Raw genomic sequence first — 13,503 nt, 5'->3', positions numbered from 1 at the left:
CGAGGCCGGCAGCGAACGCGAGCGGGCCGAGCGCGTTGTCACCGCCCGCTCAGGCGGCCGCCATCGAGCTCGGCCCGCAGGTACCTCGGCGCCTGCACCCGCCACGCCTCCGTCACGAGTTCGGCGAGATGCCGCTCGTCGACGGCCGCCATGCGGAACGCGACCTTCGGCTCGCCCCACCTCGTCGTCGTGCGCAGGAACACGTCGGGCGCCATCTCGACGAGGGCCAGGGCGTCGATGGGATCGCTGACCTTCACCCCCACGACGAGTTCGGCCGCGATGATCGCGCGCATGTCGGCCGGGATGCTCGGCCACGGGTGGCACTCCCACGCGTAGAGCTTGCCGCGCACGAACCACGCGGCGCCGCCGGTCGTCGAGCGCTCCTCGCTGCCGGGAAGCTGAGCGGCAGTGCGGCGGAGATCGTCGAGGTTCGGCACACCGCGAGTGTACGGCCGGCCACCGACGCGGCAGCTCGGGCTCGTGATGCGACGCGACGCCCTCGACGAGCATCGCGACCGCCACCTCGTGATCAGTCGTGAGGCGGGCGACGCAATCGCTTGACGTCGGTGCGCCGCTTCTTCGCATCGAGGCGCCGTTCCTTGGCTCCGCGACTCGGCTTCGTCGCTCGTCGCGACGGTGACGGCGGCCGCAGGGCGTCGGCCACGACGGCAGCCAGCCGAGCGCGCGCCGCATCCCGGTTGCGCAGCTGGGCGCGGTGCTCGGATGCCGCGATCGTCAGCACGCCGTCCACGAGGCGACCGCTCAGGTGTTCGAGGATCCGCTCCCGCTGGAGCGTCGAGAGCGCGGCCGAGCGTGCTGCATCCCACACGAGCTCCACCCGCGAGTCGGCCGTGTTCACGCCTTGCCCGCCGGGACCGGAAGACCGCGAGAACCGCCATGACAGCTCGGACTCGGGGATCGTGAGTCCGGCGTCGACCCGGAGACCGGGACGGTGGGCTGCGGGCATAGGTCCATCATCCTCTCCCGCTCGAGCCCTGACACGCGGGATCGCGCGGCAGAGACCGTGCCGATCGCGCGCGACCCGTTCGATGAACGCGAAGACGGAGCATCCGGTGTCGTCGGGGCATGCGACGATCCGCAGGACGGACGATCGTTGGGAGCGAGATGCGGGGCGAGGCCACCGTGCTGCATGCGGATCTCGACGCGTTCTACGCCTCGGTCGAGCAGCGCGACGCGCCCGAACTGCGCGGCCGGCCCGTCATCGTCGGCGGAGGCGTCGTGCTGGCGGCGAGCTACGAGGCGAAGGCACGTGGCGTGCGCACCGCGATGGGCGGCCGACAGGCGCGAGACCTGTGCCCCGATGCCGTGGTCGTCCCGCCGCGCATGGACGCCTACTCGGCGGCGAGTCGGGCCGTGTTCACGATCTTCCGAGATACCACGCCGCTCGTGGAGGGGCTCTCCATCGACGAGGCGTTCCTGGAGGTCGGGGGCCTGCGTCGCATTGCGGGCACGCCCGAAGAGATCGCGGTGCGATTGCGCGAGCGCGTTCGCGTCGAGGTGGGGTTGGCCATCTCGGTCGGGATCGCACGGACCAAGTTCCTCGCGAAGGTCGCGAGCGCCGTCAGCAAGCCCGACGGCCTCCTGATCGTCGAGCCAGGACGAGAGGAGGCGTTCCTGCTGCCGCTTCCGGTGGAACGATTGTGGGGCGTCGGTGCCGTCACCGCCGAGAAACTGCATCGGCTCGGCATCCGCACGGTCGGAGAACTGGCCGAGCTCGAGGCCGCGACCGCGGAGCGGCTGCTCGGCAGGGCAACTGGCGCCCACCTGCACGCGCTGGCCCGTCTGCGGGACCCCCGCCCGGTCGTCGCCACGCAGCGCCGCGGCGCCATCGGCTCCCAGCGTGCACTCGGCAGCCGCCCGCGCTCAGCCGAAGAGCTGGATCTCATCCTCACCCAGCTCGTCGACCGTCTCGCCCGCCGACTCCGGGACGGCGACCGGGTCTGCCGCACGGTCGTGCTGCGGCTTCGCTACGCCGACTTCGCCAAGGCGACCCGATCTCGCAACCTCCGCTCCTCGTCCGGCCGCACCGCGGTGCTGCTCACCGTCGCACGGGAGCTGCTCGCCGGCGCACAACCCGAGATCGACGAGCGGGGCATCACCTTGATCGGCGTCTCGCTGTCGCAGCTCGGCCGCGCCGCCGACCTCCAGCCGGAGCTGCCGATCGACTGGGACGACGGGATGCGCCTCGACACGGCGCTCGACGCGGTACGCGACCGCTTCGGGGCGACCTCCGTCGCGCGGGCGACGCAGCTCGGTCGCGATCCGGGCTGGTCGCCGCCGCTGTTGCCCGAGTTCGAGTGAGCAGCCGGGTCGATCAGCGGCGTACTCGATACCGAAGGTGGAGTACCCGTTCGCCCTGGATGACCACATCTGGATCCTCCAACAGGTGCTGCGCCTGGACGGAGCCGAAGTATCGTTTGCCCGACCCGAACACGACCGGAGCGACGTCCATGCGCACCTCGTCGACGAGGCCCGCGGCGAGCACCTGGCCGCCGACATCGCCGGCGGCGACCTCGACGATGCGGTCGCCCGCAAGCTCCTGTGCGATGGCCACGGCCGCCTCGACGCCGTCGACGAAGGTGAACGGCGCATCGGAATCCCAACCCTCGGGTTGTGGTCGGTGCGTCACGACGACCACGTGGTCGATCCCGCTCGGAGGCGTGCCGTCCCAGCCGTCCGTCAGGTCGAAGACGTGGCGGCCCGCGATCGTCACACCGATCCGATCCCAGTACGGCCGCGTGTAGTCGTACGTCGCCTGCGAGACCTTCAGCACGCCGCTCGCGTCCAACGGGACGTCGCCGCCGGTCAACCAGTCGAACAGCGGTCCGGGCTGGTCGTTCGCGTCGGCGATGAAGCCGTCCACCGACACCGAGCCGTACATGACCACCTTGCCCATGGCACGCTCCTCTGCATCGGGTGTCCCCAAAATATCGTGCTCCGTCGCGCTCGGAAAGACGTCGATCGCCTCAGGAATCGCGTATCCCGACCCGCTTCCGGGGGCGTATCGTGAGCCTTGGGGAGGCCGAACATGAATGACAGAGGTTCGAATGCCGGATGCTTCGCCGGCGGCGGTGCGATCTACGGACTCGGCATCATCGGCGCGTGGGTGTTCTTCTTCCAACAGGCCGATGCGTTCTGGGAGTTCATCGGAGCGTTCTTCCAGGGCCTCTTCTGGCCGGCGTTCATGGTCTACGAGGTGTTCACGGCGCTCGTGGAGTGAGACACGAGTTGGCGAGGCCGCTTACTCCTCGATGGTGCGGACCACGCGTGCGGGTGAGCCGACGGCGATCGCGCCCGCGCCCGCGGGGATGTTCTTGGTGACGATGGAGCCGGCACCGATGACCGCGTCTTCCCCGATGGTGACGCCTGGGAGGACGGTGACGTTGGCTCCCAGCCAGACGTTTCGCCCGATGACCACCGGGGAGGGTATGAGGTCGCTGCGCCGGCGGGGGTCGATGTCGTGCTGGAGAGTGGCGATGACGGCATTGTGGCCGATCAGGCAGTCGTCGCCGATCGTGATGCCGCCTTGGTCTTGGAATCGGCAGCCGGAGTTGATGAAGACGCGCTTGCCGAGCGTGATGTTCTTCCCGAAGTCAGCGGAGAACGGCGGGAAGAGTGTCACGGTCTCGTCGACGGGCTTTCCGGTCAGTCGCGCCAGGAGTTCCCGTACTTCCGCCGGCTCGTGGTAGCCGGTGTTGAGCTCGCCCGCGATGCGGAGTGCGTCTTGACTGGTGTCATGCATGACGGCGTGGGCGGGTGAACCGCCGGTGATGGTCTCGCCGGCGTCGAGGAGTGCGAGAAGTTCTGTGAGCGTCATGCGTGCCTCTGTGTGGATCGGGATGGGACGGCTGAGCGCTGTCATTCTGACGGCGCCGTGCGGGCCGGAACGTCGGCACTCCAGTTGGCGAGCATCTGGAGTCGCTCCGCTGACGGTGACCCGGGCTCGGCCGTGTAGATGAGGAGGCTGAGGCCGTCTTCGGCGGTGACGGTGAGTTCTTCGTAGAGCAGGGTGAGCTCGCCGACGATCGGGTGTTGGAAGCGTTTGGTGCCGGTGCCATGGGTCCGGACGTCGTGTGCGGACCAGAGTCTGGCGAAGGTCTCGCTTCTGGTGGTGAGTTCGCCGACCAGGTCCTGCATGGCGCGGTCATGTGGGTCTCGCCCCGCTTCGACGCGCATGATGCCGACGCACATCTGAGCGAAGAGCTCCCAGTCGGGGTAGAAGTCACGGGATGCGGGGTCGAGGAACTGGAATCGTGCCAGGTTCGGCACCCTGCCGCTGGTCCCGATGACGGGTGAGTAGAACGCTGCCGCTAGGGCATTCGTGGCGATGAGGTTCTGGTGACGGTCCCGGACGAACGCAGGCCCTCCGGTGATCGCGTCGAGCGTGCGTTGCAGACCGGCGCGGGCTGGCTGCTGTGCCGTCGCGCGCCGACGCGGACGACCGGAGGTCGGGATGCCATCGGCCGCCCGTGCGAGATCGAGCAGATGCATCCGCTCGGTTTCATCCAGACGTAGTGCGCGTGCAAGTGCTTCCAGGACTCCTGCCGATGCGCCGGCGATGTCGCCGCGCTCCAGCTTCGCGTAGTACTCGACGCTGACGTCAGCCAGCATCGCCACCTCGGCACGGCGCAGCCCGGCCACGCGCCGGTTCGCGCCGGCCGGGAGCCCGACGTCGGCGGGTGAGATGCGCGCGCGTCGTGACATGAGGAACTCGCGCACCTCCGCCTTGTTGTCCATGCAATCCACAGTAGGACGATCCGTACGCGGGAGGGATGCACTGCGGGTACACCTTCCGCAAGGGACTCCCTCGGCAGGCCTTCCGCGGCTTGACTTGCAACGTGACCAATCGACGCGCCATCTCTGCAGGACTGATCGCCGTCGCAGTGCTCCCCGCTCTTGCCGAGTGCATGGCGAGCGAACAAGCTCCGTCGATCCAGTAACGCAAGAGAGGACCGAACCATGCACATCCTTCCCATCGCCCCCACGGTGAAGAATCCCGCGAAGTGGTTCACCGGTGACGTGTGGCTCGACCAGGTCATCTCACCGCAGGACGACGGCCAGCGGTTGAGCGCTGGCCTGGTGCGGTTCAGCCCGGGCGCCCGCACTGCATGGCATACGCACCCGCTGGGCCAGACGCTTCGCATCATGGAGGGCACCGCGCTCGTCCAGGCCCGCGGCGGAGACGTGATCGAAGTCCATGCCGGCCAGACCGTGTACACACCTCCGGGCGAGGAACACTGGCACGGCGCCGCCCCCGACAGCTTCATGACGCATCTCGCCCTTTGGGAAACGCCCGACGGCGAAGACAGCGCCCACTGGGGTGCACACGTGACCGACGCCGAGTACGGCAACCCCTGAACGAACTCCACCGCTGAGTTCCAGAAGAAAGGACTGCTCATGCGAGCAACCCTGATGTACAACGCCGGCGACATCCGAGTTGAAGACGTCCCCGAACCCACCATCCAAGAACCGACCGACGCCATCATTCGCGTCACGTACGCGTGCGTGTGCGGATCGGACCTGCACCCCTACCACTCGCTCGAGGAGACGCCCGAAGGGCGTCGCATGGGGCATGAGGCGATCGGCGTCGTCGAACAGATCGGCTCGGACGTCGCACGTCTGTCCGTCGGCGACACCGTGATCGTGCCGTTCGCATGGTCGGACAACACCTGCTCGTTCTGTCGCGACGGTGTCACGACGTCCTGTGTGCACGGCGGATTCTTCGACGGGGCCTCGTCGGCGACGCAGGCGGAGAAGCTGCTCGTGCCGCAGGCGGACGGTACCGCAGTCGTGATTCCGGAGGGCACCGACGAATCGTTGATGCCGTCGTTGCTGACCCTCTCCGACGTCTACCTCACCGGGTACCACGCCGCCCACAAGGGCGGAGTCGAGCCCGGAAAGACCGTCGTCGTCATCGGCGACGGTGCGGTCGGTCTGTCGGCGGTCCTCGCCGCCAAGCAACTCGGCGCTGAAACGATCATCCTCATGGGCCGCCACGAAGACCGCACCACCCTCGGTCGAGAGTTCGGCGCCACCCATGTCGTGCCCGAGCGCGGAGAAGAAGGGATCGCGAAGGTCCTGGGCATCACGGGCGGGGAAGGCGCGCACGTGGTGCTCGAAGCCGTCGGCCACATGCCCGCTTACGAGCAGGCCTATGGCATCGTCCGCCCCGGCGGCACGATCTCACGTGTCGGAGTACCGCAGTACGAGGATGCCCCCGTCGGTTTCGCATCTCTGTTCGGAAAGAACGCGACCCTGACGGGTGGGCCTGCAACGGTTCGCGCCTACCTCGAGGCCGCGCTGCCGCAGGTCCTGGATGGAACGATCGACCCCGGTCGGGTGTTCGATCGCGAGCTTCCCCTGGATGAGATCGCCGAGGCTTACCGACTCATGGACTCCCGCGAAGCGCTCAAGGTACTCATCCGCCCGTAGGGCTCGGCCAGCACGCTGGCCCGGCCGCACAGCTTCGTCCGTGGGTCGGGATGCGCCTGGATCGACAGCGGCGACGCCGCGCAGAGGATCTTGAGGAGGAACGGCAGGCTGCGCCCGCTCGCCTGCTCCCACTCGGCGAGATCGGCCCACGCGTGAGCCTGCACATCGGAGAGACCCGCGGCATCGGGGCCGCCCGTGGCATCCGTCACCGCCCGGCTCGGTCCCGAAGGGTGCGCTCCGAGCCAGAGCTCAGCCTGCCGCTCGCCCGTCGGCGGATGCCCGAGCACACGCGAAACGCCGTCGACCGCCCCCACTCGTATCCCTTGGAGTCGTTCGCGATCTTGGTGAAGAGGGGCGGCATTCGGGTCATCGTTTCCTCGGTGCATCTGTGGGTGGGAGGCGGATGCCGAGCCTCGGGCGACGCCCGACATCCGCCCGTCGACTACCGCAGCGTGAGGCGGTCGATCGAGTACTCACCGGCGTTGAAGTACACGAGCACGTCGTGCACGTCGGTGAGGGTCGTCACGTCGCAGCCGAAGGTCTCCATCGGCACGGTGACGGTGGTCGAGGTGTTCTCGGGCACCCACGTCCACGGCGACTGGCACCAGGTCCAGTCCCCGCCCGATCGCACCGCGATCGAGACCGAGGATCCCGTGACCGCGGTCGTGACGTCGAACTCGAGGGAGGACTTCGTCGACAGGTCGAGCAGGGGCGAGTCCGCGGGTGAACCGAACCAGGCGCCCTTCGAGCTCACCTGCAGGGCGGATGCCCCGTCGGTGGCCCCCGCCGCGCCGGTCGAGAGGGCTCCGGGGTCCGACTGCCAGTTCGCCGGCGCCCAGCCCTCGAGGCCGCTCTCCCACGAAGCGAGCACCACGGGATCGCCTGGGGCGGGCTTCACGGTCACCGTGAGGGTTGCCTGCGCCGTGTCGATGCCGTTGCCCACGGAGTACGGGAATTCGACCTTGCCGGTGAAGCCGGCGTCGGGCGTCACGAGCACGGTCCCGCCCGCCTGGATCGCCGCGGTTCCGCCGGCGCGCACGATACTCGTCTGGCGACCCCTCGTCCCGGGGTCGAGGTCGAGCGTCTTCGCCCGCACGGGGAGCGTGAACGAGACGTCGTTGGCGAGCACGTCGACGACCGCGGTCGTGTCGCGCTGGATCGTGACGGCGTCGTGGTCGGCGATGATCTCGAGCAGGGTCTTCGCGCCGCTCAGCGAGAGCGGGACGAGCTTCGCCTGATCGCTCATGAGCTCGCAGACGGGGCTCGGGCAGTAGACCGTGAAGCCGTCGTAGTCGGCGTAGGGCGTGCCGTCATCCTGCTGCGAGGCGAGCATCCAGTAGAGGGTACCGTCGACGCCGAGAAGGCGGATCGTCTTCAGCCACTCCTCGTAGACCGGCATGCGCGTGGCCTTGTCGGTGATACCGAACTCGCCGAGGTAGACGGGCTTGTCGATCTTGGCGGCCGCCTTCGCATGCTCGGTGATCCAGCCGGTGCCCCAGGCGGTGCTGGTCTTCCAGTGGTCGGGGTAGAGGTGCATGGACATGAGGTCGATGTTCGGCAGGGAGGCGAGTGCGACGGTGTCGACGCCATCGGCGCAGTCCTCGCCGAAGCCCGGGCCGTAGCCCGAGGCACCGTACTTCTGGGTGAGGATCCACTGGTCGGCGGGGCGGCAGAAGAACCCCTCGTCGCCGGCCGAGAGCAGGTGGTTGCGGTCGATCGACTTCACGAACGTGCTCATCTCGTCGGCCCACGTCGTGATGGTCGTCGTGTCGCAGTCGCCGTCGGGGTAGACGCCGGCGCTCGTGCATCGGGGCTCGTTCGCGAGTTCCCAGGAGAGGATCGTCGGGTCGTCCTTGTACTGCACGCCTGTGACGGTGTTCGTGCGGTTCAAGAGCGTCGAGATCCAGTCCTGGAACCATCCGCGGATCGTGGGGTCGGTGTAGAAGTCGGCGTGCTCGTCGAGGCCCGCCCAACGCACGTACTGGTCCATGCCGCCGAAAGCGTTCCAGTTGTTCGTGAACGGGATCACGAGCTTCAGCCCGCGTTCGCCCGCCTCCGCGATCGCGTAGTCGAGCTTCTCCAGCCCGTCGGCGCCGGTGTTCACGATCGGCGCACCGGATGCCTCGTCCCACGCCTGGTACCAGACGCCCTCGAAGTTCTGGTGCACCGAGTCCGAGCCGTCGGGGTTCTGGAAGTCCTGGAATCCCCAGGTGCGGATCACGTCGAACCCGGCGGTCTTCGCGTCATCGAGCACGGCGTCGACCATGGCCTCGGACTTGTAGCCGAGGTAGTAGTTGTTCGTGCCGGCGAACTCGTAGGCCTTGCCGGCGAGCGTCAGCCTCGAACCGCTCGCCTTCACGAACGGGGTCGGCGTCGCCTTCGACGAGACGGATGCCGCGGCGGAGGCCGGTGCTGCGACGGCCGGGCCGGCGAGCCCGACGACGCTGGTCGCCGCGAGCACCGCCCCGAGTGCGGTCGCGAGCACTCGGGCCCGCGAGGTGGATCTGTGTGTCATCTTCGACTCCTGTCAGGTGCTGCTCGAGGTGATCGACGATCACCTCGGGGAACCCGGCGCCCGATCCGGGGGTTGGTTCACGTGGTGGCCGAATGCTCCACCGACGCGATGGTCAGGTGCGCCCGCAACGGATGCCGCTCGGCGAGCGCCGCGAGCGCGGCGGAGCCGTCGAGCCCGTTGCCCTTGGGCGCGATGATCTGGATGTGCGGCACGGCGTCCCGCACGCGGTGCTCGAACCGGTTGCGGATGCGGTCCGAGCGGAAGACGCCGCCGATCGCGCTCAGGCGCGGTTCGGCATCGGGTCCGGTTTCGCCAACGCTCTGCAGCGCGGCGAGGACGGAGAGCGCGAGTTCATCGGCGGCGGCGCGGCAGATGTCGGCCGCGACGTCGTCGACCGACGCGAGCGCCGCGACCTGCTCGGCGAATGCTGCGACGACGCTGACCCGGTGCGGGTCGGCCTGCAGGTCGATGTAGGCCTGCTCGATGTCAGGCCAGCGATCGGTGATGAGCCCGCTGAGCAGCGTCTCCGGGCCTCGTCCGTCGTAGGAGCGCATGCCCGCCTCGAGCGCCTCGCGGCCGATCCAGTAGCCGCTTCCGGCGTCGCCCATGATATTGCCCCAGCCGTCGACGCGCCGAACACGCTCCCGCCCGACGCCCAGGGTGACGACACCTGTGCCCGACGCGACGACCGCGCCGCGGTCATCACCGAGCGCGCCGACGAACGACGAGATGGAGTCGTGCGCGAGGAGCACGCGGCGCACACCGAGCGGGGCGACGGCGGCGAGCAGTGCAGCGGCATCGGCATCCGCCCGCGTCAGGCCCGAGACGCCCGCGGTAACGGTGTCGATGCCGGTGATTCCGCCGGAGACGTCCGTCCCCGTGTTCGGTGCGAGCTGCGCGGTGACCTGTGCGAGCTGTGCGAGCAACGGCTCATGCGTGCGGATGCCGGGGAGCAGCGTCTCTCGAACAACGGCGCCGTCGACGACCAGGCGGGTCTTGATGCCCGTCTGGCCGGCGTCGATGGCGAGCACGGACCGGGTCATGCGCTCGCCTCGGCGGCCCAAGCGCGGTACTCGCGCATCATCACGTCAGCGGCCGGCTTGCCGTACGGGCAGTAGTCGTCGTTCAACGATGCCTGCTCGGGGGCATAGAGGTCGGCCGGCCAATCCCACAGCATGAGCCCGCGAACCCACGGCCGCGCCCGGCACGCAGCGAACATCGCCCCGAAGTAACGCACCTGCTCGGCGCCCGACGGCGAACCGACGAGGTTCCAATCGTTCGGGAGCTCGGCCGAGCCCTCGCGTGACGGGCACCCGGCCTCCATGAAGAAGAACGGCTTGCCGTGCTGCAGGGCGACCCGCTCGATGCGATCGAGCTGCTCCTGCCAGGAGTCGATCGGGTAGTACCCGCTCGAGCTGATCACGTCGACCGCATCCCACCAGGTGACGCGGTCTTCCTGGTACTTGTCGCAGTTGTACGTGATCGGGCCTGTGTAGACGGCTCGCACCTCGGCGATGAGCGCACGCCAATGCGCCTCCTGGCCGTCGGCGCGCACCATCTCGCAGCCGATGCAGAGCATCTCGCAGCCCTCGGCTTCGGCGATACGCGCCGCGTGCAGGATGAAGTCGCGGTACGAGGCGAACCACTGGGTCCAGCTCGGCTCGCCCGGCACGTCCCAGTCGAAGAAGCCGATGTTGGCACGCCACGTGCCGTCGGCGACGTTCACGACGGGCTTCAGGCAGACCTTCATGCCGAGCCCGTGCGCGCGCCGGATCGACGCGACGATCTCGTCGTCGGTCACCGTGGGCTCGGCCTCGAACGGGATCTCAGTCGAGAACGGCGTCGCCTGTTCGGCCGCGTACGCGATCGCCGTCCAGGTCACGGCATGTTCGGCCATGCGGCGCATCGACTCCTCGGCGGCCGGGGTCGTCCACGTTCCGCGAATGCCGGTCCAGCCCCAGGTCATGCCGCAGACGGGCTCGCGCAGCAGCTCCACGGCCGCGGCGGCAGATATCGCCGCGGCGTCGACGGCGCTCACTCTGCGACCAACTGGTTCGCGCTGCGCAGCACTCGGGGGTCGCGAACGACGTCGAGGTCGAGCGCGTCGACGCCGCGGACGAGGAAGGTCCACGACTCCCCCGGCAGCAGCGTCACGAGGCCGGACTCGACCGAGGCGCGCACGTCGAGCTTGTCGACGAGCAACGTGAGGTCGCGGACGACAGAGTCCTCGGCGGTCACGGTGACGGCGATCCCGTCGTCACCGGAACCGGTGCTCTTCACCACCAGGTCGGCGGCCTTCAGGGCGCTGTCGCGCGGCTCGACGAACCACCAGAGGCCGCGCACCTCACCGATCGACGCCGTGAGCAGTTCGCCCCCGGCATCCGTCGCCTCGGCGACCTCGGCGGGGATGGGCACGGTGCCCGAGGCGCGCGGTGCCACGTCGACGGATGCAGCGGCGCGCGCGATGACCGATCCGTCGAACCCGCGCCGCTCGAACACGACCTCGCCCGACCAGGCGTCGCCCGTGTCGTTGCCAAAGATCGCCGCGAGTCCATCACCCCGGGGCTGGATCGTCACGACGCGCGGTGCGAACGCGGTGCGGATCGCGTGCAGCAGCGGCTTGGCGTGGCCGTCGCCGTCGATCGCCGCCCACGAGGTGACGGGCCAGCAGTCGTTCAGCTGCCAGACGACCGCACCCGCGGTCTTCGGCCAGTGCGAGCGGTAGTGGTCGAGTGCGCAGGAGATCGCGTTCGCCTGGTTCAGCTGCATGGCCCAGTGCCAGGTCTCCATGTCGTTCGGCACGCGGAAGTGGCGCACGACGCCAGCGGTGAGCTTCGCGTTGCCGTCGATGGCCTTCTGGTGCACGATCATGCCCGGCGATGCGGGCGTCAGTGGGTCGTCGCTGATTGCACGGGTGAGCGTTGACCATGCGGGCGGGCCCTGCCAGCCGAACTCGGCGACGAAGCGCGGTTCGAGGTCGCGGTAGTGCGGCCAGTCCTTCTGGTTCCACAGGTCCCAGACGTGCATGGTGCCGTGCGCCTCGGCGTTCGGGTGCGCGCCGTTCGGGCTGAACGGACTGCCCGGCGCATACGGCACCTGCGGTGCGAGCTCGGCCACGAGGCCGGGAAAGAGCTCGTGGTAGTAGTACGCGCCCCAGGTCTTGCCGTCGAGCGCGAGCTTCCAGTCCCAATCCTCGTAGCCCCAGAGGTTCTCGTTGTTGCCCGTGAGCAGCGCGAGCGAGGCGTGGTGGGCGAGGCGCACGATGTTGTCGCGCGCCTCTGCCGCGACCTCGGAGCGCAGCGGCTCCTCCTCGGAGTACGCAGAGCACGCGAACAGGAAGTCCTGCCAGGTGAGCAGGCCCATCTCGTCGGCGAGGTCGTAGAAGTCATCGGCCTCGTAGATGCCGCCGCCCCAGACGCGAATGAGGTTGAGACCGGCGGATGCCGCCTGCTCGAGCCGTGCGCGGTACCTGGTGCGGCCCACGCGGGACGGGAAGGCGTCGTCGGGAATCCAGTTGACGCCTTTCACGAAGACGGGCTGCCCGTTGACCACGAGCTGGAACGGGGTGCCGTCGGCGTCGGGCGTCGTGTTCCACTCCAGCTCGCGGAAGCCGACGCGACGCGCGGTCTCGTCGAGCACCCAGCCCTCGACGCCGAGACGCACGTGCACATCGTGGAGCACGGGGTCGCCGTAGCCGATCGGCCACCAGCGCTCGACACGGTCGAGTTCGACGCGCACGACTGCCTCGTCGGATCCGGCCGGCAGGTCGACGGCCGCGCGCACGCCGCCGACCTCGAGGTCGAGGTGCAATTCGGCGCCTGCGCCGGCGGCCCCCGCAGCCCGCTGCACGCGAACAACAGCCTCGACGCTGCCGCCCTCGCCGTCGGGCGTACCCCGCACAAGCACCTCGTCGAAGCGCGCGGTCGACCAGGATTCGAGGCGCACAGGGCGCCAGATGCCGCTGGTGTACGTGGCGATGCCCCAGTCCCAGCCGAAGCTGCAGGCCGACTTGCGCATCGCGTCGAAGGGCATGGCGTAGGGCCCGGGGCGCGCGCCGAGGGCGGCGCTCTGGGCGGCGGCGTACTTCACCGGGCTGCGGAACGCGACGACGAGGTCGTTGACTCCGTCCTGCAGCACCGCGGTGACGTCGATGCGGTGCACCCGGTGCTGGTTCGCGACCTCCGCGACGACCGTGCCGTTCAGCAAGACTGTCGCCACGGTGTCGAGTCCGTCGAAGACGAGTTCGTGCACGGATGCCGCGGCGCGGTCGGATGCCGGCAGCTCGAACGAGGTCTCGTAGGTCCAGTCGACGAGTCCCACCCACGCGACCGCCGATTCGTTGTCGTCGAGGTACGGGTCGGGGATGAGCCCCTCCCGCATGAGGTCCAGGTGCACGACGCCGGGCACGGTGGCCGGGATCGCCGAGCCCCCCACGGCTTCGGGAGCAGGGCCGGCTGCGGCGCGCACGCGCCATGCCGTGTGCAGGCGGCGCTCGATGCGGTGCACGTACTGCTGGGATGTGGTGGTCATGATCT

General features: G+C 69.1%; 14 protein-coding genes. 4 read left to right on the top strand and 10 right to left on the bottom strand.

Annotated elements, in window-relative coordinates:
• Positions 1 to 38 precede the first annotated feature (38 nt).
• Positions 39 to 437 (bottom strand): MmcQ/YjbR family DNA-binding protein, encoded by a 399-nt coding sequence (locus ESP57_RS01100; protein WP_129230264.1) that lies wholly within the window; start codon positions 435 to 437, stop codon positions 39 to 41.
• A gap of 92 nt (positions 438 to 529) precedes the next feature.
• Positions 530 to 967, bottom strand: a complete 438-nt coding sequence (gene arfB / locus ESP57_RS01095; protein ID WP_056008570.1) for an alternative ribosome rescue aminoacyl-tRNA hydrolase ArfB — start codon at positions 965 to 967, stop codon at positions 530 to 532.
• Positions 968 to 1,125: 158 nt separating this feature from the next.
• On the opposite strand from arfB, the gene dinB reads away from it, so the two are divergent.
• On the top strand, positions 1,126 to 2,322 hold the full coding sequence (dinB, locus tag ESP57_RS01090) for a DNA polymerase IV (protein WP_129230262.1): 1,197 nt from the start codon (positions 1,126 to 1,128) through the stop codon (positions 2,320 to 2,322).
• 13 nt (positions 2,323 to 2,335) lie between these two features.
• Here dinB and ESP57_RS01085 read toward each other — a convergent pair whose 3' ends face one another.
• A complete protein-coding gene (locus ESP57_RS01085) occupies positions 2,336 to 2,917 on the bottom strand; it encodes a dihydrofolate reductase family protein (protein WP_056008565.1) in 582 nt (193 codons plus the stop codon).
• 132 nt (positions 2,918 to 3,049) lie between these two features.
• Here ESP57_RS01085 and ESP57_RS01080 point away from each other — a divergent pair, with 132 nt between their 5' ends.
• Entirely contained in the window at positions 3,050 to 3,241 is a 192-nt protein-coding gene (locus tag ESP57_RS01080) for a hypothetical protein (protein ID WP_056008562.1), read from the top strand.
• Between the two features lie 21 nt (positions 3,242 to 3,262).
• Here ESP57_RS01080 and ESP57_RS01075 read toward each other — a convergent pair whose 3' ends face one another.
• Together ESP57_RS01075 and ESP57_RS01070 are read right to left on the bottom strand one after the other, a co-directional pair.
• Entirely contained in the window at positions 3,263 to 3,838 is a 576-nt protein-coding gene (locus ESP57_RS01075; protein ID WP_129230260.1) for a DapH/DapD/GlmU-related protein, read from the bottom strand.
• A 41-nt stretch (positions 3,839 to 3,879) separates the two neighbouring features.
• Positions 3,880 to 4,758 (bottom strand): helix-turn-helix transcriptional regulator, encoded by an 879-nt coding sequence (locus tag ESP57_RS01070; protein ID WP_056008556.1) that lies wholly within the window; start codon positions 4,756 to 4,758, stop codon positions 3,880 to 3,882.
• A gap of 222 nt (positions 4,759 to 4,980) precedes the next feature.
• Between ESP57_RS01070 and ESP57_RS01065 the strand changes: the two genes are divergently transcribed.
• Both ESP57_RS01065 and ESP57_RS01060 read left to right on the top strand, forming a co-directional pair.
• Positions 4,981 to 5,379, top strand: coding sequence for a (R)-mandelonitrile lyase (locus ESP57_RS01065; protein ID WP_129230258.1), 399 nt, complete (start codon positions 4,981 to 4,983; stop codon positions 5,377 to 5,379).
• A gap of 39 nt (positions 5,380 to 5,418) precedes the next feature.
• Positions 5,419 to 6,453 (top strand): zinc-binding dehydrogenase, encoded by a 1,035-nt coding sequence (locus ESP57_RS01060; protein WP_200941697.1) that lies wholly within the window; start codon positions 5,419 to 5,421, stop codon positions 6,451 to 6,453.
• Here the strand turns inward: ESP57_RS01060 and ESP57_RS01055 are convergent.
• From ESP57_RS01055 to ESP57_RS01035, 5 genes are all read right to left on the bottom strand, one after another.
• Positions 6,402 to 6,767: a type I phosphomannose isomerase catalytic subunit gene (locus ESP57_RS01055; protein WP_165877349.1), complete on the bottom strand. Its 366-nt coding sequence runs from the start codon at positions 6,765 to 6,767 to the stop codon at positions 6,402 to 6,404. The two genes, ESP57_RS01060 and ESP57_RS01055, sit on opposite strands and share 52 nt — an antisense overlap.
• 128 nt (positions 6,768 to 6,895) lie before the next feature.
• On the bottom strand, positions 6,896 to 8,968 hold the full coding sequence (locus ESP57_RS01050; RefSeq protein WP_129230253.1) for a cellulase family glycosylhydrolase: 2,073 nt from the start codon (positions 8,966 to 8,968) through the stop codon (positions 6,896 to 6,898).
• A gap of 77 nt (positions 8,969 to 9,045) precedes the next feature.
• Positions 9,046 to 10,011: an N-acetylglucosamine kinase gene (locus ESP57_RS01045; protein ID WP_129230250.1), complete on the bottom strand. Its 966-nt coding sequence runs from the start codon at positions 10,009 to 10,011 to the stop codon at positions 9,046 to 9,048.
• Positions 10,008 to 11,006, bottom strand: coding sequence for a glycoside hydrolase family 113 (locus ESP57_RS01040; RefSeq protein WP_424219016.1), 999 nt, complete (start codon positions 11,004 to 11,006; stop codon positions 10,008 to 10,010). Before ESP57_RS01040 ends, ESP57_RS01045 begins: the two co-directional genes overlap by 4 nt.
• Positions 11,003 to 13,498 (bottom strand): glycoside hydrolase family 2 protein, encoded by a 2,496-nt coding sequence (locus ESP57_RS01035; RefSeq protein WP_129230248.1) that lies wholly within the window; start codon positions 13,496 to 13,498, stop codon positions 11,003 to 11,005. The genes ESP57_RS01040 and ESP57_RS01035 overlap by 4 nt, the downstream gene beginning before the upstream one ends.
• Between the last annotated feature and the right edge of the window lie 5 nt (positions 13,499 to 13,503).

The sequence above is a fragment of the Agromyces fucosus genome, from assembly GCF_004134865.1.
GTDB classification, from domain to species: domain Bacteria; phylum Actinomycetota; class Actinomycetes; order Actinomycetales; family Microbacteriaceae; genus Agromyces; species Agromyces fucosus.
This window is presented reverse-complemented; position numbering and strand designations above follow the sequence as displayed.

Bases quoted from the DNA above. Each gene is read 5' to 3' on its own strand.
- arfB (WP_056008570.1), bottom strand. From the start codon at position 967: ATGCCCGCAGCCCACCGTCCCGGTCTCCGGGTCGACGCCGGACTCACG.
- dinB (WP_129230262.1), top strand. From the start codon at position 1,126: ATGCGGGGCGAGGCCACCGTGCTGCATGCGGATCTCGACGCGTTCTAC.
- ESP57_RS01085 (WP_056008565.1), bottom strand. From the start codon at position 2,917: ATGGGCAAGGTGGTCATGTACGGCTCGGTGTCGGTGGACGGCTTCATC.
- ESP57_RS01080 (WP_056008562.1), top strand. From the start codon at position 3,050: ATGAATGACAGAGGTTCGAATGCCGGATGCTTCGCCGGCGGCGGTGCG.
- ESP57_RS01075 (WP_129230260.1), bottom strand. From the start codon at position 3,838: ATGACGCTCACAGAACTTCTCGCACTCCTCGACGCCGGCGAGACCATC.
- ESP57_RS01070 (WP_056008556.1), bottom strand. From the start codon at position 4,758: ATGGACAACAAGGCGGAGGTGCGCGAGTTCCTCATGTCACGACGCGCG.
- ESP57_RS01065 (WP_129230258.1), top strand. From the start codon at position 4,981: ATGCACATCCTTCCCATCGCCCCCACGGTGAAGAATCCCGCGAAGTGG.
- ESP57_RS01060 (WP_200941697.1), top strand. From the start codon at position 5,419: ATGCGAGCAACCCTGATGTACAACGCCGGCGACATCCGAGTTGAAGAC.
- ESP57_RS01050 (WP_129230253.1), bottom strand. From the start codon at position 8,968: ATGACACACAGATCCACCTCGCGGGCCCGAGTGCTCGCGACCGCACTC.
- ESP57_RS01045 (WP_129230250.1), bottom strand. From the start codon at position 10,011: ATGACCCGGTCCGTGCTCGCCATCGACGCCGGCCAGACGGGCATCAAG.
- ESP57_RS01035 (WP_129230248.1), bottom strand. From the start codon at position 13,498: ATGACCACCACATCCCAGCAGTACGTGCACCGCATCGAGCGCCGCCTG.